The organism is Sporosarcina sp. AD_1 (genome assembly GCF_057373025.1).
In genome coordinates, this window is the sequence record NZ_JBPVIR010000003.1 from 360,532 (window position 1) to 379,791 (window position 19,260).

Here is a 19,260-nt window from a genome sequence, read left to right on the forward strand (position 1 = left end):
TTTCAATCAACTGCGCATTTTGAAAAAACAGATGGCTGATGGCAACGCAAAAGGCGGGGATAGTATATCTCCCCGCCTTCCTGTATATGATCTTACGTAGCAACCTCTAAAGCACCAGGAACTGCATCCGGCCTCTTCATCACTTCCTCGTCGTGTAAATGGCAAGCGACGAAGTGGTCGTCTTCTTTTTCCAGCCATTTCGGCTTTAATTCAGCGCAAACCGGCATGGCGTATGGGCATCTTGTCCGGAATACACAGCCGGATGGCGGATCGATTGGACTTGGCAATTCCCCTTGCAAAATGATACGTTCACGGGATTCCTCAATATCGGGATCCGGAATCGGGATGGCCGACAGAAGCGCTTCGGTGTAAGGATGAAGGGGCTTTTCATACAATCTGGCACTTGTCGTCAGTTCCACCATATGCCCCAAGTACATGACGCCGATTCGGTTAGAAATATATTTGACCATGGACAGATCGTGGGCGATAAATAAATACGTTAACCCTTTTTCTCGCTGCAATCGCTGCAACAGCTTTACCACTTGTGCCTGAACAGATACATCGAGTGCAGAAATCGGTTCGTCCGCAATAATGAAATCCGGATCAAGTGCAAGGGAGCGAGCAATCCCAATCCGCTGGCGCTGCCCGCCGGAAAATTCATGCGGATAACGGTTAGCGTGATCCGCATTCAATCCGACGTCTTCCAGCAATTCATTCACACGTGCCCGCATTTCCGCCTTCGTCTTATATTTCCCGTGGATTTCCATCGGCTCGGCGATAATTTCGAATACAGTCGAGCGGGGATTCAATGACGCATAAGGATCTTGGAAGACCATCTGAGCCTTCTTTAAAAATTGATACCGCTCCTTTTCGGTCATGTCATGGACGCTTCGCCCTTCATACAGCACGTCCCCGCCCGTCTTATTGTACAAGCCAAGAATCGTCCGTCCCGCCGTCGATTTGCCGCAGCCTGACTCACCGACCAATCCAAACGTTTCGCCTTTGTAAATATCAAAGCTGATTCCATCTACAGCCTTCAATGTTTGGCCGCGTCCCATATCAAAATGCCGCTTGAGACCATTAACCGATAAAATTACTTCTTTGTTCATAGGACGTCCCCCTCATTTGTTCCGTACCGGCGCACCGCACATAACTCGTGCTCCAATTTTGATCCTTTTAGCCGCAGCACTTCAATCGACTGTCCGGTAGACGGGGAATGGAGCAGCAAGCCATCTCCGTAATAAAACCCGACATGTCGAACCGGGCCGGTCCCCTCGTCATTAGCAAAAAACAGCAAGTCGCCTTTTTCCCAGCTGTCCGGTTCATCCATCGGCACTTCCATGCCGGACTTCGCCTGGTCGCTTGCATCCCGTGGAATGAAATAACCGCACGCCTTCAACATATTGTACGTAAAGCCTGAACAGTCATAGCCGTAGGAAGACATCCCTCCCCAAAAATAAGGAAGATCGAGAAAGCCCATGCCGAGTTCCACTGCCTCGTTCGCTGACTTCTTCTCAAACTGATGGACCGAGACAGCACGGGCCGCATCCTCTTTCCGGATTGCCTTCTTTCCGTCAGGGGTTTCCACAATATAGAGTGTTTCACTTTCATCGAGAATTGGCAAAATCACATTAAAGGGAATCAGTGAAAATGGCGCTCCATCTTCGTCCCAAAGCTGTGCCTTATCGGCCTTGATGCGAATGAAACCGCCTGCTTCTTCAAGCGGCCCGGCTTTTGATAATTGCGCAAGCGGCACCCAGCCCGGATAGCCCCTCTCATCTTTTTTGGACGGCTGCCATACCGCGATTACTTTCGCCCAATCGCCCGCCACTTCATCGACGATGACCGGTTCGCCATACAACAGCTGCGTCTGCACGCGGTTCGCGTTGCAAAGATCCAGCCGCTCCTCGTACGGGAGCTTCTCCAGCCATTTATTCAGCTGCACTGGATTGGATAAACCCGGTGCATCCAACTCGCGTGCGGATTCCGGAGCTGTCCAAACCGTGGCGACCGGAACGGCACACCGATACATATTCACTGTCGGTTCCATCACTGACCCTCCCCTTTCTTGACCAATTCCATTCCCTCTTGATCCAGTCCCAATCCCGGCGCTTCCGCAAACCGGATGACCGTTCCGTCGTACTCGATGCCGCCTGCCACAATATCCTTTGACAACATGAGCGGCGCGTCAAAATCAAAGCGCGTAATATTCGGCTGGCTCGCCGCAAAATGTGCCGCCGCGGTAATGCCCAGCTTTGTTTCAATCATACTGCCGACCATGCATCCTACTCCAAATGTCTCGGCGAGTGCATTGATTTTAATCGCTTCCTGAATGCCTCCCGACTTCATCAGTTTGATATTAATTATATCGGCGGCGCCCAATTGCAAGACACGAAGCGCGTCTTTTGCCGTAAATACACTTTCATCCGCCATGATAGGCGTCAGTGTGTGCGCCGTCACATAACGCAGCCCCTCCACGTCATCCGCCAGCACCGGTTGTTCAATCAATTCAATTGCAAGTCCCGCGTCTTCCATCTTGCCAATCGCCTGTACCGCTTCTTTCGGCTTCCATCCTTGATTGGCATCAAGCCTAATTTTCACGTTATGGCCAACACGCTCCCGAATGGCGCGGATCCTTTCGATATCCTCTGCAATATCGCCGATTCCAACTTTCACCTTCAAGACAGTAAATCCGTCTGCCACGTAGCCGGCTGCATCCTCTGCCATTTCAGCTGGTTCATTGACACTTACTGTAAAATCGGTTTCAATTTCACTTCGAAAACCGCCAAGCAACTGATAGATCGGCATATTCGCCAGTTGGCCAAGTAGATCATGAATGGCCATGTCGACGGCAGCCTTTGCACTAGTATTCCGCACGATGGCCTTTTTCAATTTGAGGAACAATTCCTCTCGATGGCGAATATCCTGCCCGATCAGCTGTGGGGCAATGACTTCTTGAATGGCATATGTAACACTCCCAGTGGAATCGCCCGTGATGACATGGGTCGGCGGGGCTTCCCCATAGCCGACCGAGCCATCATCACAAGTTACTTTCAAAAAGATGGAATGTGCCGTCGTCACAGTGCGCAAAGCTGTTTTAAAAGGCTTCGTCAGCGGAACGGCGACGGGAAACGTTTCAATGGATTGAATCTTCATGTCTATTCCACCCCCGGAAGTATGGTCAATGTTTTTGAGTCCGCATCCAACTTCGCCAGCGTGCCAAGCGGAATCGCAAAATGCGGCTCGCAATGCCCGATTTTGAACCCTTTTACAACCGGCTTGCCTAAACCGCCCAAGTAGTGGCGGAATACTTCATCAAGTGATAGGGAAGGTTTCTCCTTTTTCGGTTCGGCATCGGCAAAGTCACCGATGACAATACCTGCCGCATCCGACAGCTTCCCGGCCATGCGCAATTGATTGAGCATACCGTCGACACGGTACGGTTCTTCTCCGATATCTTCGATAAAGAGCAATTTGCCCGCCGTATCAATTTCAAACTTGGTTCCGATTGTATTGGAGAGAAGCGATAGATTTCCGCCAACCAATTCGCCTTGTGCTACGCCTGAGTGAAGTGCCTCAAGTGGCGAAATCTCCTCTGTATAATGAAGCTCCATCGGCTCGAATAATTGCTCGAACATTTTTGCAGACAACGGATGAAATGAGTCCTTTCCGACACAAGAAGCGAGCATCGGACCGTGGAAAGTTACCAAATCAGAATACAAGCCTATCGCCGTATGGAGGAACGTAATGTCGCTGAACCCCCAGAACACCTTTGGATTTTCACGAATCAATTGAAGATCCAAACGATCCGTATACCGGGCGGAACCATACCCTCCGCCTGCGCAAATGATGCCTTTCACTTCAGGATCTGCGAACATATCCTGCAAATCGGCCATGCGATCATCATCCGACCCTGCCAAATAACCGTAGACATCATTCACATGCTTGCCAAACTTCACCCGCAAGCCAAGCTGATCCAAAAATGCGAGCGAACGCTGCAGACTCTCCTGATTGGGCGGACTCGATGGCGACACAATGCCCACCAAATCTCCTCGCCGAAGCCTCTCTGGCCGAATTCTCATCATCCCATCTCCTTTGCTTTACTATCAAATGAACTTGTTAATCGAATGTTTTACTTCCCGTTCCCACTTTCATAGATCTAAAGACCGACGAACAACATTTCCCCGGAAATAAATACAGGGGGTACAGCGATTACTCTTACCATTCAGCCGGGCATTATGATTGTTGATCTTGGGACATAAAGTCGTGTAAAGTGAGTAAGCTTGATTCCCATCCATCCCCAACAATAGCCTTAGTAAAAAAGGCAAAATCGCGGCGCCATGACGGACACCGCGACTGTGCATTAGTTCTTATCCGCGTACTTCAAGTCGAGATATCCGACTGGGTGGCGCAGAATACCGGAAACGCCCGGTTTTTCAAGTGTTGTCTGGTTGTAGAAGTATAGCGGGAATACCGGCATTTCTTCCATTAGAAGACGATCCGCGTCCTGCAATAATTCCCATCGTTTGTTTTCGTCAGTTTCGTTCTTAATATTCTCAATTAACTTGTCATACTCGGCATTAGACCATGTCGTACGGTTCATAGAAGAACCTGTGATAAAGCTTTCAAGTGCGTTCACAGGATCTGCATAGTCATGCAAGAATGAGGAACGGGACAATTGGTATTTGAATTCTTTTTGTTCTGAAGCGAATACTTTTGCTTCTACGTTTTGCAATTCAACGTCTGCGCCCAAGACTTCCTTGAATTTAGACTGTAGCGCAATCGCAATGTTTTGGTGTGATTCACTTGTAGAGTAAGTCAATGTTACTTTCGGAAGCTCTGTATAGCCTTCCTCTTTCATTCCTTCTTCCAAAAGCTTCTTCGCTTCATCTGGATTATAGGAAACAAGATCGCCTACTGTATCACGGAATTCTTTGCCGTCTGGCCCAATAAAGCCATATGCCACAAAACCGTGTGCTGGTTTTTCACCATTTTTCGTTACGTATTGAACGATTTCTTCTTGGTCAACCGCCATTGCGAATGCACGGCGGATTTTCTTGTTAGTAAATGGCTCCATTGATGTATTGAAGCGATAGAAATACAAACCTGCTTGGTCTTCTACTACCAACTCATCACTGTCTTTCAACTGTTCCGATAGTTCAGATGGGACACCAGACAAGTCCAGCTCTCCAGATTGATACATTTGGTATTCCGTGTTTGAATCATTGACCATCGCCCAGTGGACTTTATCCAATTTCACAGAATCTGCATCCCAGTAATTCTCATTCTTTTCGAACTCGAAGCTGACATCGTGATCCCATGAAGTTAATTTGAATGGCCCGTTCCCTACGAAGGTAGCTGCATCTGTATGCCACTCTGGATTTTCTGTAGCGACCTTTTCATTGATCGGGAAGAAACTTGGATTCGTAATGATATTCAAGAATGCTTCGTTTGGTGCAGACAATTTCACAACAAATGTTTTGTCGTCTTCTGCTTTGATCGCGATGTCGTCCGCAGATCCTTCGCCAGTGTTGTAAGCTTCTGCTCCTTCAATGAAGTAAGCAAGGAATGCTGCTGGTGAAGCTGTATCCGGATTCAACATATGCTTCCAAGCAAAGACAAAATCTCCCGCTACGACTGGTTCTCCATTCGACCATTTCGCATTATCACGGATATGGAATGTATATGTTAATCCATCATCCGAAATATCGATTTTTTCTGCTGTTGCTTCCACGGCTTTGTGATTTTCATCCAAACGCGTTAAGCCTTCCATGATATTATTTAATGCACTCCATGACACCGCGTCAAATCCAATGGATGGGTCAAAAGATGTCGGCTCTTGCCCGTTGTTTAAATACAAAACCTTGTCGCCAGCAGATGCTTCTTCCCCTGAACCTTCTTTCCCATCATCTGTTGAAGACGTATTATCCGTCTTCTCCGGTTCCTTGCCCGCTTCCTTGTTCGCCGTACACGCCGCCAGAACAAGCGCCAGCATGGCCATTGCCAAAAACATGAACCACTTTTTCATTTCAAAAGCCCCCCTTTGTATGTCTAAGCATATTCAAGCACTTTCGTGCGTACTACCATTAGATTTCAAAAACACGTTTAGCCCGGTCATCCTGCAACCAGCAATCCACTTTGTGCGTTTCCGACAGCTCCGTCGTTCCGGGATACACTCTTTCGCACACTTCCATGGCGAACGGACATCTTGCGGCAAACGGACAACCGATCGGCGGTGCGAACAAATCCGGCGGCGTTCCATCGATCGGCTGTAGCTCCTCCTCTTTCAAGTCAAGCCGTGGAACAGAGGCCAGCAGCCCTTTCGTATAGGGATGCTGTGGAGAGTAGAACACTTCCCGCTTATCACCGATTTCAATAACTTTTCCGGCATACATGACGGCGATCCGATCTGCAATTTTCGCCACAACTCCGAGATCATGTGTGATCAGGATGATGGAAACACCTGTCCTCGCCTGAATCTCATCAAATAATTCGAGGATTTGCGCTTGGATGGTTACGTCCAGCGCAGTTGTCGGTTCATCCGCAATGAGTAATTCTGGTTCGCAGATCAATGCGATTGCGATGACGATCCGCTGCCGCATCCCTCCTGAAAATTGGTGTGGATATTGCTTCAATCGTTCCTCCGGATTTGGAATGCCGACGATTTCCAGCAATTCAACCGCTTTTTTTCGCGCTTCCGCCTTGCTAACGTTTTGGTGCGTACGCAATCCTTCCGTCAGCTGCTCCCCAATTTTCAAAGTGGGATTCAGTGCGGTCATCGGATCTTGGAAGATCATCGAAATGTCAACGCCCTGCACCTTCCGCATGGCCGCTTTGTCCAGCTTCGTCAAATCCTTGTTTTTAAACAGGATCCGTCCGCTTTTGATTCGGCCGGGCGGCTGGGGAATCAAACCCATAATCGTATTAGCCGTCACACTTTTCCCGCAGCCGGATTCTCCGACCACAGCAAGCGTTTCCCCTTTATACAAATCAAACGAAACACCACGAAGCGCTTGGACCTCACCGCCGAATGTCTTGAATGAAACATGCAGATCCTCTACAGCTAGCACCTTTTCGGAATAATCCGGCTGACGCTTGCGCTTCTGTCCCACTTGTTTCTCTGTCATCACCGCTTTTGGCAAAGACGGTACTTCCTCTTGTCGCTCTTTCACAAGTGCATTGGCATTCGCCAATTGTTGTTCATTCAAACCATTCACCTCCTCAGTTTCGGATCGAGTGCATCTTGCATACCGTCTCCGAGGACGTTAAATGCAAACATCGTCATTGAAATGAAAAACGCAGGGAAGAATAATCTCCACCAGTGCCCGGACAAAATGACCGGCAACGCATCGTTAGCCATGACGCCCCAGCTCGCGAACGGTGCCGAGATCCCAAGTCCGAGGAAACTGAGGAACGCTTCCGCGAAGATGGCACTTGGTACTGTCAAAGTCATTTGAACGATAATCGGCCCCATCGTATTCGGCAATAAATTGCGCCGGATAATCCGTGGCGTCCTGGCTCCAAACGACTTGGATGCTGTGACAAATTCATAGTTTTTAATTTGCAATACTTGTCCCCTGACAATCCGCGCCATACCAACCCATCCGGTAATCGTAAGCGCCACAATGATTGTCGTCAAACTCGAACCCATGATGACCATTAACAGGATGACGACGAGTAAGTGCGGCAGACCGTAGAGCACTTCAATAATTCGCATCATAACCGAATCGGTACGGCCGCCTTTATAGCCGCTGATGCCTCCGTAGATAATGCCGATAAAGAAATCAATTAACGCAGCAGCTACCCCGACAAAGAGAGAAACCCTGGCGCCGTACCATGTACGGGTAAAGACGTCCCATCCTTTATCATCTGTCCCAAACCAATGCTCGGAAGAAGGTGGCATATTCTGTTTCGCATATTGTGTCGTTGTAATATCATGCGGCGATAGCATTGGCGCAAATATGGCGAACAGCGTAAGCAAGATTAGAAAGAATAACCCGCTCATTGCCAGCTTATTTTGCCGCAATCGTCGCCATGCATCTTGCCAATAGGATAACGAAGGGCGGACAACTGATTCCGCCTTCTCCGCATCTTTTGCTACCGGTTTGAACCAATCATCTTGTGCTTGTGGCGGTTGATGGCTGACCATTAGGCATCGCCCTCCTTCCGATGAAGTTTAATGCGCGGATCCAGGAATCCGTACACGATATCGACGAGGAAGAGCATGAACACGAGAAATGCACTATAGAACACCGTCGAACCCATAATGACCGGATAATCACGGTTATTGATACTTTCAACGAAGTACTTCCCCATCCCCGGAATGGCGAAAATCCGCTCGATGACAAACGTTCCAGTCAAAATGCCCGCAAGCATCGTTCCCATGATTGTGACAATCGGCATGAGCGCGTTGCGCAAGGCATGCCGGAACACGATCCGAAACGGTGACAACCCTTTCGCACGGGCCATTTTCATATAATCCTGCGTCAGCACTTCCAGCATACTGGAACGGGTCAGCCTCGCGATAATGGCGGTTGGACCAGTAGCTAGTGCCAATGTCGGTAAAATCATATGCTTTGGACTGCTCCACGTCGCTGGTGGCAGCCATTGCCAAGTAACTGCAAATTGCTGTATTAATAGAGTCGCTAGTACAAAGTTTGGTACGGATATTCCGATGACTGCGAATGTCATCGCTCCGTAATCAATAATGCCATTATGCCGTAATGCGGCAAATGTCCCTAATGTGATCCCAGACAGCACAGCGACGAGAATCGTCACCATCCCCAGTTCAAAAGAAATAGGGAATCCTCGGGCCAGTTGCGTATTCACGGACTCGTTCGGTTTCTTAATGGAAGGACCGAAATCAAAAGTCACAATGGCTTTTAGATAATAGAGATACTGAATATGTGTCGGTTGGTCTAATTTATAATACTTCTCCAAGTTCGCTTGGATGGTCGGATTCGATGTCCGTTCTTCATCAAATGGCGAACCAGGAATCGAATGCATTAAGAAAAACGTCAATGTCGCAATGATAAGAATGGTCGCAATCATCATGAAGAATCGTTTCACTATGTAAATGGCCATGCGGCATTCCCCCTTAACAGAACTTGGTTTGCATGGCCAGTTCCACCATGACTAGCATTGCGCGATACGCCTCCAAAATGTCCTTGGCTTCAAACTTCACAACGGTGGTTCCCGGTTCAATCTCACAGCCTGGCATCAATGCAGCCCATTCCGCCTGTCCGTAATTCGTAAACTCAATGCGCAATGTCGGCTGCTTCGGTGGAACAAGCGGCTGAATAGACGATCGTTTTCCAATTGCCTCCGCTGTCTTCTCCTCCAATAGTGCACATGCCTTCGTCGGATGCAGCGTCTTTACTGCCGAGCGGCTGATGGACTGCTTGACGGCAGCCGTTACTACACCTGGAATAAGTGCTTCGGCTTCCCGGCATGCACAATCATCTCCCGCAACGAGGATGACCGGTACGCCAAAATGCCCTGCCACATACGCATTCAATCCGAGCTCCCCAATCGCAACGTCATTGATATACATATTGCGAACGCCAAACGTCATCGAGTGGCTCATGACACCCGGTTGTCCAGCCCTTGCATGGTAGCCTGCAAAAATCGCACCATCAAATGTTTCATCCAAACTCTGCACCATCGAAAGCGCTTTCAAATCCCCAGTAATTAAATCAGCATCTGGATGCAATTCCTCCACCAATAAATTATTCATCTTCGAATGGCTATCATTGACCAAAACCTCTTTGGCTCCATTGCCAACGGCAGCCCGGATGATCGCATTGGCTTCCTCTGTCATAATACGCCGCGCCCGCTCATAATTATGCCTGCTTGAATCAACAAACGTATAATCAGGCAATCCCGTAATCCCTTCCATGTCAACCGAAACATACAACTTCAACCTGCATTCCCCCTGCTGTCAGAATATCACTATAAATCATATTAATTGATTAGTAGGTATGTTTCACTGTATCAAATTTTTGAGAAAATTTCAATACTGTAAAAATTTTTTTCACAAAAAAACCGCTACCCAGTTGCCTGGATAGCGGCTTTCTTATAGGAAATGTTCGCACTGAGTATTACTCAGATACACCCATCTTCCACGGGTTATAATTTTCAGTACCTGGTTCGATTGAATAGTTAACAACACGCTTGTTAACAGCCGTTAATGCATAACGGTATACTGTCGGTGCTACTGGAACGTCCTCAGCCATTAGCTCTTGCCATTGGTTGTAGATATCTTTACGGTACTCAGTGTCGAATGCCTTCTCAGATGTACCAGCTTTAAGAAGCTCGTCGTTCTTTTCACTTGTGTAGCGAGTGTAGTTATAAGCAGCAGTTCTACCATAGAGACCTTCTGGGTCTGGGTCGGAACCTGTTCCCCATGCTCCTTGGTAAATATCAATTTTCGGATCATCTGCTTCTACCATGTCGTAGAAGGAGTTGAATTCATGTAGACGGCCGTCTGTAAGTTGAACTTTGATACCTACGTCAGCCCAGTTTTGAATATAGAATTGAGCAATTGGCTCAGCTGTTTCGCCACCAGACATGGAAGCGAAGTTCAATACGAATTCGTTGCCGTTTGCATCTTCACGGAATCCATCGCCATCAACATCTTTAAATCCAGCTTCGTCAAGAAGAGCTTTCGCTTTCTCAGGATCATAAGAAGGTGTTTCAATGTCAGGATTGTGGAAGCTAGCAAATACAGGGATAATCAAAGTTGTCGCAGGGAAACGAAGGCCATGGTAAAGTTCCTTACCGATTGTTTCGTTATCCATTGCATACCACATAGCTTGACGTACACGCTTGTCAGCCAATTTCGCATTAGGATCTGTAACGTTTTCTTTCTTTTCTTTATCCCACTTACCAAGTTTGAAGCCGATATAAGTATAAGCTAAGTCAACTTTTGCTAGTAATTCAACATTGTCAATTTCTTTTGCCTTTAAATATTGGTCTGCCGGAACTCCAGCTAAGTCAACGTCACCTTTTTTAAGAGCTTCAAGAACAGTTGCAGAGTTTACAACTTTCAATACTAGAGACTTAAGTCCAGGCTTACCTTTGTAGTACTCATCATAGCGTTCAAATAGTACAGACTCACCTGGAACAATTTTAGCTACTTTATAAGGTCCGAAACCGATTGGGCTTACACGGATCTTATCAGAAGCCTCAAGTTCTTCAATCGTGAGATCGCCCTTCATAACATCTCCCACATAGTGTCTTGGTACTGGAACAGACCAAACACCAGAAAGGATAGATGGAGTTGCTTCAGTGTAAGTAATTGAAATTTCTTTATCGTCGTCAGAAACTTTAATACCAGAAATTTCTTTTGTCTCACCAGCGTGGTATGCAGGCATACCTTCAACGTTTTCAATCGTGAATGTATAACGTGTGCCAGTGTAATCTGGGTGACCAAGAAGTTGATAAGCATAAAGTAGGTCGCTTGCCTTTACAGGCTCACCGTCATGCCATTTTACGCCATCTTTAATTTTAATTGTGATTGTCTTATTGTCGTCAGAAATCGTGTACTCTGCAGCACCATTGTTAGTGATCAAGTAGTCACCATCAACTTCCAATAGATCCTCATCAAAATATTGCATGATTTGAGCATCGTATGTGCCGGAATAGAAGACACGGTTAAGTGTTCCTTCAAATGGAGTATCCGTTACCATTGCAATTGTCATTTCTCCATCTTCGATTGGCTCAGCGTCATTGGAAACTTGAAGTGGAAAATCAAGACTGTTGCTTGCATCCTCCGCATCCTTATCGTCTCCTTCAGCTTGTTCGGAGCCATTGTCATTGCCTTTTGCCGGTTCTTTTTCGCCGGTTTTCTTGTCATCTTTGCCTGTACATGCAGCTAAAAATACGCTGAGAACAAGCATTAGACTAGCAAGCAGCAAAAATTGCTTTTTTGCCATCTGTATTACCTCCCCTTGTTTTTTAGGCTAATCTTTGCCTTGCATCGGACGCACGTTTAACCGCTTGGCCGATATAATTTATACACAACATCATTACTAGAATCAGTAATGCTGCAGGTAACCAAACCCACCACTTATTCTGCACAATATCCGGAGTTCGCGCGTACGAAATGAGCGTTCCTAGCGATGGAGTACCAGTCGGCAATCCAAAACCAAGGAATGTCAAACCAGTTTCCAATCCGATATTCGTAGCAAGCGTAAGTGTCATATTAACGATGACGAGAGAACTCAAGTTAGGGAACATTTCAAAAAACATGATCTTCAAACTCGGTGTGCCCATCGTCCTGGAAGCATTGATATAATCAAGCTCCCTTTCCTGCATCGCTCTTGAACGGATCAGCCTTGCTTTACCGAACCAGGCGAATGCACCCATAATTAGTACAAAAGTGAATACTGTATAGTTAGGGACAATGACGACGAATACGATAATGAACATAAGGCTAGGAAGTACCATAAGGAAGTCCAAGGCCCGCATCATCAGATTATCGATTTTCCCACCATAAAACCCCGAAATCAAACCGTAAGTGAGACCAAATAACCCTGCCATTATTGTTACACAAATACCAATGGTAAATGAGTTTCTCGTACCAAGCATCAGCTGCCCGAATACATCCCTTCCACCGTCATCGGTACCGAGCCAATGCTCTGCAGAAGGCGCCTTCCAAACATTTAGGAAGTTCACCCGCTTGTTGGCAACCTCATCAATAAAAAGCGGAGACGAATAAGCTGTAATTAGGATGATCACTAATAAGATTAAGGAACCTAAAGCCATTTTATCATGTATAATTTCTCGCCAAATCGTCTTCAATAATGATGGATTATTTGCTTTTTCTTTTGCCATTAATTGCTTTTCGTCTAAGACGACTGTGTCTTTCATCGTTTTCCCCCTCCTTTTCTTTCTAACATTCTACTCAATTCGAATCCGCGGATCGACAATGCTCAAAATAATATCAGAAAGCATTGTCCCGACGATAACAGCAGTCGAAGAAATTAATACGAGCGCCGTCACGACAGTAAAGTCACGCGTTTGAATTGATTGAATGAAAAGGTAGCCAAGGCCGGGATAACTGAAAATAGATTCGATAAAGATAGAACCGCCGATCAAACCTGCAATTTCATATCCAAGGAATGCTGCAATCGGCAACAGGGAATTACGCAGAATATGACGGGTATAAACCTTTGCTTCTGGGACCCCTTTTGCTCTAGCAGTTTTAACATAGTCTTTTAATTTTTGGTCAATAATATCGTTTCGCAAATATTGAATGGTACTAAATGTTGCAAGAAGTGAACCGGAAAGTACAGGCAAAATTAAATGTTTCGCTCTACTCACAAAGTAGTCCCATGTTCCCACTTCAATTTTGACATCTACACTGTTTCCATAAGGCAGCCAACCTAAAACAAAGCTGAAAAAGTAGATCATAAGCAACGCAAATACGAATATTGGCGTGGCAAACGCAAAATAGTTATAGGTGACAATCGTTTTATCCGCCCATGTATCCGTCCATCTTCCCGCAATAATACCGAGCGGTAAAGCTATAAGATATGTGACAATCAGGGTAAAAAATGAAAGAAGCAATGTATTTTCCACTTTACCTGCCAACAAATGCGTGACCGGTTGTTTATGGACATAGGACTGTCCCAAGTCGCCTTGTACTGCATTTTTTAACCAACGGCCGTATTGCTGATACCAAGGATCATTTAAGCCGAGCTTCTCCCTTATTTGCTGGATCTGTTCCTGCGAGACATCCGGATTCCCTTGGAAAGCTCCTGTAAGAGCATCCCCCGGCATAGCTTTCGCCAGCATGAATACAATGATACTGACTAGGATGATTTGAGGGATCATGATCAATGTTCTACGCAAAATAAACTTTAACATTTACATTATCCCCCTTACTGCATGGCTACGGAATGTGATTCTGAAATTTTCTTCAAATCAAACATCCGTCCATCTTTATCAAAATAATTATTGTATTGATTTTGATATTCCTGATTAATTGATTGTCTTAAATGCATTTTTTCAAAACGCTTCTCTGGATCCATTTCTGGTATTGCGGCAATCAAACGTTTCGTATACACATGCATTGGATTGTTATAAATTTCGGAAGCTGTTCCTTCTTCGACAAAGCGCCCCCGGTACATGATGCCAATCCGGTCACACATATGCTGGATAATTCCAAGGTCATGGGAAATAAAAAGATAAGTCAAACCAAAATCCTCTTGGATCTCCTGCATGAAATTCAGCACTTGTGCTTGAACCGAAACATCCAATGCGGAAACTGGCTCATCTGCTATGATCAGCTTTGGCTTCAGGGCCAGTGCACGAGCGATCCCAATCCGTTGGCGTTGCCCGCCTGAGAATTGGTGTGGATACTTGTAAATAGATTCAGGGTTTAACCCGACTCTGGCTACAAGTTCCTGCACTCGCAACAATTCCTCCCTCGGCGATAGTCTCTCGAAGTTGCGAAGCGGTTCCGCAATGATATTTAATACGTTTTTACGTACATTCAAGGATGAATATGGATCCTGAAAGATCATTTGAATGTCTTTCGTATGTTTCCGTCTTTCCATGCGGCTCATCTTCGCTAAATCTTTTCCTTCAAATAGCATTTCACCTGAAGTGACATTATTAAGTCCGATAATGGCACGGCCGGATGTCGTTTTTCCACAACCGGATTCACCAACTAAGCCGTATGTCTCGCCAGGCTGCAGCTCAAAACTGATTCCATCCACAGCTCTTACATGGTCTACAACACGGCGGAAAAAACCGCCTCGAATCGGATAATAGATTTTTAAATCATTAACTTTCAGTAGCGACATATTCTTTCTCTCCTACTCTGTCCTCCGGAAAGTAGAACGTTTTGTAGCATGAGCAACGAACAAAATGATTCGGTTCCGCTTCATGCATTTCCGGTCTTTCTTCATGGGCATCTTCAGGGATCCAAGCGATCCGTGGAGCAAACCGGCATCCGGTACGATCAAGATTTTGAAGAGATGGAACAATTCCGTCAATTACATGCAGTTTCTCTTTCCCTTCTAAATTCGAAGGAATCGAATTTAATAGAGATCTTGTATAGGGATGCAATGGGTTTTCGAACAGATCTTTAACATCCGCCATTTCCACGACTTCGCCTGCGTACATTACTACAACACGATCCGCCATCTCCGCCACAACCCCAAGGTCATGCGTGATGAGGATGATGCCCGTCTTCATCTGGTTTTGAAGTTCTTTCATCAAATCCATGATCTGGGCTTGAATGGTAACGTCCAAAGCTGTCGTTGGCTCATCCGCAAGTAATAGGACGGGATCACACGAAAGTGCGATCGCGATGACGACACGTTGTCTCATCCCACCCGACAATTCATGAGGATATTGCTCATAGACGCGTTGTTCGTTTTTAATGCCGACTCGTCTTAATAATTCTAAAGTACGGTTTTTCTTCTCTGCAGACGAGAGTTTTAAATGGTAATCCATCGGCTCCTCGATCTGCCTGCCGATTGTTGCAAGCGGATTCAGGGCAGTCATAGGATCTTGGAAGATCATCGCAATATCTTTGCCTCGTATTTTATTAAATTTTGCTAGAGGCAACTCCAGAAGGTTCTGATTTCCGAAATTAATCTCGCCTTCCAGTTTTGTGTTTTTCAAGTTGTGCAATCCCATAATTGAATTTGCCAGGGCACTTTTCCCACAACCCGATTCCCCTACGATGGCTACGACTTCATTCTCGTGGACTGTTAAGGAAACTCCGTCAACCGCCGCATAATAATTGCCTTTAATATTAAACGAGGTACGGAGATCATTGATTTCCAAGACCGGGTTCTTCAAGAAAACTTCCTCCTTACTATTTTGACACATGTATGAATAACTAATTTTCAGATTTTGATAAAAGTTATTGGACTCAATATACTACACAATCCTTGTCCTGACAATACTATTTTTTTAGAATATCAAAACATTGAACCATTTCAAATGTTACAATCTCATTACAAACCTTGATATGTAAGCGTTTTCTAAATAGGAGCGGGTATAAAAATTTTTTTGGCCTTTTTTTGCTTTTTCTTAGTAACACAGAAAAGAGACTTCGTTACTGTTGTATAACGAAGTCCCAAAAATAGAAATCCTGTATAGTATTTTCTAGAATATTTCCTGCTTATTTTTTTCAAGTTTACTTGGTATCCTGCATTTCGTTTTACCAGCATATTCTAAATTCATTTTATTAACATAATCATTATTCATTTTTAAGCAATTTCAGCTTTGGCTTGAAGAAGCTGCCGAGGACGCTGCCACCGCTCCTACCGTTGCTGCCATAACTGCTTGCTGGGCTCTCAAGATCATTTCAACAGAAGTGGCAAGACTGACACTGATCTGATCAGCACTTTCAGTCAGCTGATGCATGACATACCCGATCGCAATTGAAAGTGCCATTTCACGGTTCCATCTGAATAGTTTGGACTGTTCCAGCTGTTTCGCAAGATTGATGATTTGCATGACACCTTCATCGTCCATTTGGAACACTGTCAAAAATCCAATCATCGGATAATGGACAGGCTTCACTTTCGTTCTGTCTTTTAACAGGATAGAGATTTCCTCTGCCCTATCGACACGTTCGGGTGAGAAGTCGATGTCCATATAGGTCATCACTTGGGAGAGCCATTGCAGTTCATTGCCAGAGCGGAAGCCTTTCTTTCGGAATGCGTCGTAGTAGTCCCGCATAGATTGCGCATGCTCTGCCGGATCTTCCTCTTTTCTTCCCAGCAGCATAGCGTAGGCATAATCATCGTCAGAAGTTAAAAGGAAGTGCTGTTTCTTCATTGCATCAAATAAAGCCTTTGCGCGGCGCGCATCCGTTTCATCATCGGCCGGATTGTCGGACATTAGCAAGGCGGCCAAGTAGGAATGAATTGTATTCTTAAAACCATGGTTTCGCAGCACCTTTTGTTTTTCAAACAATCGCTCTGCCGCCTGTTCAGTCGATTTGGAATGGGACAAAAACGCCGCCATCATCGGAAGAAGATTTCCCCGCAACGGGGAAAACCACCCCGTCCTTGACTTCAGTTCATCCATCGCCCGATTGAAAGTGAAAGCATCAAATTCTGTACCCGCTGTCACATAATAAGATGTGATGGTCAATACTACGTTTTTATCGACACTCCAGCCAGCCAGCGATTTCACTTTCTCATACGTCGTCTCCACTTCCTGCAAGATCATTTCTGTCCTCATTCCGCACCTCTCCTTTCTAATAAGTACGAGAGAGAGACCTAAAAAGTTTCAATGATCTGCCATCATTTTCAGTTTCGAAGCCTCGATAAGCTCGCTGATCCTTGCTGTATCGCCGTTATGGAAGGCTTCGACTATGGCGCTTCCAACAATTACACCATCTGTATGAATGCTTAATTGTTCCACATGAGCTGGGGTCGAAATACCGAAACCTGCCAGAACCGGAACAGGGCTGATCGACTTTAGGCTTTTTAGATGAGCAACCAGTGATTCATCAAATCCTTCCCGTGCTCCCGTAATTCCATTGACCGTAACAGCATAGATGAATCCTGACGATTGCTCAGCTATCGCCACCATCCTTTTTTGATCGCTAGTCAGCGAAACAAGCTGTATTAAGGCGATTCCATTTTTAGTTAGCAATTCTTTAATGTGCCCGCTTTCCTCCAGAGGCAAATCAGGGATTATCAATCCGCTGACGCCACTTTCTCGAAGGCTTTGCACAAATGCATCCACTCCATAAGCCAGGATCGGATTTAAATAGCTCATAATCAGCAGAGGCATTTCTGATTTGACCTCTTCTTGAAAGGATTGGAGAGACTGTAATACTGCACGAAGCGTCACCCCTTCAGCCAAAGCCCGCTCTCCTGCTTGTTGAATCGTCTCTCCGTCCGCAACAGGATCGGAAAACGGAATGCCAATTTCAATTGCGGTCGCTCCCGCGTCTTGGAGAAATAAAACCTTATCACGCAAGGAACCAAGGCCGCCATCTCCCGCCATAATATACGGGACAAACGCTTTTCTTCCCTGTTCGACACAAGTTCGGATACTTTGTTCGACTTGATTCATCTTGCGCCACCCCCTAAAGCATCCCGTACCGTTTGAACGTCTTTGTCTCCGCGGCCTGACAAGCACACCACGATGACTTCATCCGCCCCCATCCCTTTCGCCAATTCGGCAACATACTGGATGGCATGCGCACTTTCCAATGCCGGGATGATTCCTTCTGTTTCAGATAGCAACCGCAACCCGGCGAGAGCGCCTTCGTCTGTCACAGACGTATAGACCGCACGCCCGATGTCATACAAATGACAATGCTCCGGACCGACCGCAGGATAATCCAGTCCGGCGGAAATCGAATGTGCCTCTTGGATAAATCCGTCTTCATCTTGGAGGATATACATATACGCCCCATGCAAAACACCTTCTTTGCCGCCAGCTATTGCTGCTGCATGAAGCCCCGTTCCGATGCCGCTTCCTGCCGCCTCTACTCCGTAAAGGGCCACCTTTTCATCTTCCACAAAAGGATGGAACATGCCGATCGCATTGCTTCCCCCGCCGATACAGGCGACAACCGCGTCGGGAAGGCGTCCTTCTTTTTCTATGATCTGTCTTCTCGTCTCCACTCCGATCACTCGCTGAAAGTCGCGGACAATGCGTGGGAATGGATGAGGTCCCAGTGCGGAACCTAAAATGTAGTGCGTGTCTTCGACATGAGCTACCCAATACCGAAGTGCTTCATTGACCGCATCCTTCAATGTACCGGAACCTTTCTCCACCGGGACCACTTTCGCCCCCAGCAGTTCCATTCGAAATACATTCAGTTCCTGCCGTCGCACATCTTCTTTGCCCATGAAGATGATACAGTCGAGCCCGAACAAGGCACAAGCTGTTGCCGTCGCCACGCCATGCTGTCCTGCCCCGGTTTCCGCTACGATTTTCCGTTTTCCCATCCGCATCGCAAGCAGCGCCTGGCCGATTGAATTGTTAATTTTATGGGCACCTGTATGATTCAGGTCTTCACGCTTTAGGTAAATCTTCGCTCCGCCAATCTTCTTCGTCAGACGCTCCGCGAAATAGAGCGGGGTCTCTCTTCCGACAAAATCTCTCAAATAGTAATCCAGTTCCTCTGCGAATGTAGGATCCTGACTGGCGTCATCATATGCCGCTTCCAGCTCAATTAGCGCTGACATTAATGTTTCCGGGACGTATTGTCCCCCAAACTTCCCGTATCGTCCTTTTTGTTTCGCTGAACCGCTCATCTGTACCATG

At 46.3% G+C, this 19,260-nt stretch carries 17 protein-coding genes; all 17 read right to left on the reverse strand.

Going from position 1 to position 19,260, the window contains the following annotated elements; all coding sequences use genetic code 11:
* Positions 1-92: 92 nt before the first annotated feature.
* Entirely contained in the window at positions 93-1,109 is a 1,017-nt protein-coding gene (locus ACSW3C_RS08065) for an ABC transporter ATP-binding protein (protein WP_486561950.1), read from the reverse strand.
* Complete coding sequence (locus ACSW3C_RS08070; RefSeq protein ID WP_486561951.1) at positions 1,106-2,050, reverse strand: C40 family peptidase; 945 nt, start codon at positions 2,048-2,050, stop codon at positions 1,106-1,108. The genes ACSW3C_RS08065 and ACSW3C_RS08070 overlap by 4 nt, the downstream gene beginning before the upstream one ends.
* Positions 2,050-3,156, reverse strand: coding sequence for a mandelate racemase/muconate lactonizing enzyme family protein (locus ACSW3C_RS08075; protein WP_486561952.1), 1,107 nt, complete (start codon positions 3,154-3,156; stop codon positions 2,050-2,052). Before ACSW3C_RS08075 ends, ACSW3C_RS08070 begins: the two co-directional genes overlap by 1 nt.
* A 2-nt stretch (positions 3,157-3,158) precedes the next feature.
* Positions 3,159-4,082, reverse strand: a complete 924-nt coding sequence (locus ACSW3C_RS08080) for a S66 peptidase family protein (protein WP_486561953.1) — start codon at positions 4,080-4,082, stop codon at positions 3,159-3,161.
* A gap of 281 nt (positions 4,083-4,363) precedes the next feature.
* Positions 4,364-6,028 (reverse strand): peptide ABC transporter substrate-binding protein, encoded by a 1,665-nt coding sequence (locus ACSW3C_RS08085; RefSeq protein ID WP_486561955.1) that lies wholly within the window; start codon positions 6,026-6,028, stop codon positions 4,364-4,366.
* 58 nt (positions 6,029-6,086) lie between these two features.
* Positions 6,087-7,127, reverse strand: coding sequence for an ABC transporter ATP-binding protein (locus ACSW3C_RS08090; protein ID WP_486562115.1), 1,041 nt, complete (start codon positions 7,125-7,127; stop codon positions 6,087-6,089).
* Between the two features lie 86 nt (positions 7,128-7,213).
* On the reverse strand, positions 7,214-8,149 hold the full coding sequence (locus ACSW3C_RS08095) for an ABC transporter permease (RefSeq protein ID WP_486561956.1): 936 nt from the start codon (positions 8,147-8,149) through the stop codon (positions 7,214-7,216).
* Positions 8,149-9,084 carry an ABC transporter permease gene (locus tag ACSW3C_RS08100; RefSeq protein WP_486561957.1) on the reverse strand — a complete coding sequence of 312 codons (936 nt, stop codon included), beginning with the start codon at positions 9,082-9,084 and terminating at the stop codon, positions 8,149-8,151. Before ACSW3C_RS08100 ends, ACSW3C_RS08095 begins: the two co-directional genes overlap by 1 nt.
* 13 nt (positions 9,085-9,097) lie before the next feature.
* Entirely contained in the window at positions 9,098-9,922 is an 825-nt protein-coding gene (locus tag ACSW3C_RS08105; RefSeq protein ID WP_486561959.1) for a M55 family metallopeptidase, read from the reverse strand.
* Between the two features lie 178 nt (positions 9,923-10,100).
* Positions 10,101-11,936, reverse strand: a complete 1,836-nt coding sequence (gene opp4A / locus ACSW3C_RS08110) for an oligopeptide ABC transporter substrate-binding protein (RefSeq protein ID WP_486561960.1) — start codon at positions 11,934-11,936, stop codon at positions 10,101-10,103.
* 22 nt (positions 11,937-11,958) lie between these two features.
* Positions 11,959-12,873, reverse strand: a complete 915-nt coding sequence (locus ACSW3C_RS08115; RefSeq protein WP_486561962.1) for an ABC transporter permease — start codon at positions 12,871-12,873, stop codon at positions 11,959-11,961.
* Between the two features lie 30 nt (positions 12,874-12,903).
* Positions 12,904-13,872 (reverse strand): oligopeptide ABC transporter permease, encoded by a 969-nt coding sequence (opp4B, locus tag ACSW3C_RS08120; RefSeq protein ID WP_486561963.1) that lies wholly within the window; start codon positions 13,870-13,872, stop codon positions 12,904-12,906.
* A 14-nt stretch (positions 13,873-13,886) separates the two neighbouring features.
* Positions 13,887-14,813, reverse strand: coding sequence for an ABC transporter ATP-binding protein (locus ACSW3C_RS08125; protein WP_486561964.1), 927 nt, complete (start codon positions 14,811-14,813; stop codon positions 13,887-13,889).
* Positions 14,794-15,849, reverse strand: a complete 1,056-nt coding sequence (locus ACSW3C_RS08130) for an ABC transporter ATP-binding protein (RefSeq protein ID WP_486561966.1) — start codon at positions 15,847-15,849, stop codon at positions 14,794-14,796. The genes ACSW3C_RS08125 and ACSW3C_RS08130 overlap by 20 nt, the downstream gene beginning before the upstream one ends.
* 393 nt (positions 15,850-16,242) lie before the next feature.
* Positions 16,243-17,214 (reverse strand): DUF4003 family protein, encoded by a 972-nt coding sequence (locus ACSW3C_RS08135; protein WP_486561967.1) that lies wholly within the window; start codon positions 17,212-17,214, stop codon positions 16,243-16,245.
* Between the two features lie 48 nt (positions 17,215-17,262).
* Entirely contained in the window at positions 17,263-18,057 is a 795-nt protein-coding gene (trpA, locus tag ACSW3C_RS08140) for a tryptophan synthase subunit alpha (RefSeq protein ID WP_486561969.1), read from the reverse strand.
* Positions 18,054-19,259, reverse strand: coding sequence for a tryptophan synthase subunit beta (gene trpB, locus ACSW3C_RS08145; RefSeq protein WP_486561971.1), 1,206 nt, complete (start codon positions 19,257-19,259; stop codon positions 18,054-18,056). The genes trpA and trpB overlap by 4 nt, the downstream gene beginning before the upstream one ends.
* Between the last annotated feature and the right edge of the window lies 1 nt (position 19,260).

Excerpts from the sequence above, each read along its gene's own strand:
- ACSW3C_RS08065 (WP_486561950.1), bottom strand. The coding sequence starts at position 1,109 with ATGAACAAAGAAGTAATTTTATCGGTTAATGGTCTCAAGCGGCATTTT.
- ACSW3C_RS08070 (WP_486561951.1), bottom strand. The coding sequence starts at position 2,050 with ATGGAACCGACAGTGAATATGTATCGGTGTGCCGTTCCGGTCGCCACG.
- ACSW3C_RS08075 (WP_486561952.1), bottom strand. The coding sequence starts at position 3,156 with ATGAAGATTCAATCCATTGAAACGTTTCCCGTCGCCGTTCCGCTGACG.
- ACSW3C_RS08080 (WP_486561953.1), bottom strand. The coding sequence starts at position 4,082 with ATGAGAATTCGGCCAGAGAGGCTTCGGCGAGGAGATTTGGTGGGCATT.
- ACSW3C_RS08085 (WP_486561955.1), bottom strand. The coding sequence starts at position 6,028 with ATGAAAAAGTGGTTCATGTTTTTGGCAATGGCCATGCTGGCGCTTGTT.
- ACSW3C_RS08090 (WP_486562115.1), bottom strand. The coding sequence starts at position 7,127 with ATGACAGAGAAACAAGTGGGACAGAAGCGCAAGCGTCAGCCGGATTAT.
- ACSW3C_RS08095 (WP_486561956.1), bottom strand. The coding sequence starts at position 8,149 with ATGGTCAGCCATCAACCGCCACAAGCACAAGATGATTGGTTCAAACCG.
- ACSW3C_RS08100 (WP_486561957.1), bottom strand. The coding sequence starts at position 9,084 with ATGGCCATTTACATAGTGAAACGATTCTTCATGATGATTGCGACCATT.
- opp4A (WP_486561960.1), bottom strand. The coding sequence starts at position 11,936 with ATGGCAAAAAAGCAATTTTTGCTGCTTGCTAGTCTAATGCTTGTTCTC.
- ACSW3C_RS08115 (WP_486561962.1), bottom strand. The coding sequence starts at position 12,873 with ATGAAAGACACAGTCGTCTTAGACGAAAAGCAATTAATGGCAAAAGAA.
- opp4B (WP_486561963.1), bottom strand. The coding sequence starts at position 13,872 with ATGTTAAAGTTTATTTTGCGTAGAACATTGATCATGATCCCTCAAATC.
- ACSW3C_RS08125 (WP_486561964.1), bottom strand. The coding sequence starts at position 14,813 with ATGTCGCTACTGAAAGTTAATGATTTAAAAATCTATTATCCGATTCGA.
- ACSW3C_RS08130 (WP_486561966.1), bottom strand. The coding sequence starts at position 15,849 with ATGTGTCAAAATAGTAAGGAGGAAGTTTTCTTGAAGAACCCGGTCTTG.
- ACSW3C_RS08135 (WP_486561967.1), bottom strand. The coding sequence starts at position 17,214 with ATGAGGACAGAAATGATCTTGCAGGAAGTGGAGACGACGTATGAGAAA.
- trpA (WP_486561969.1), bottom strand. The coding sequence starts at position 18,057 with ATGAATCAAGTCGAACAAAGTATCCGAACTTGTGTCGAACAGGGAAGA.
- trpB (WP_486561971.1), bottom strand. The coding sequence starts at position 19,259 with ATGGTACAGATGAGCGGTTCAGCGAAACAAAAAGGACGATACGGGAAG.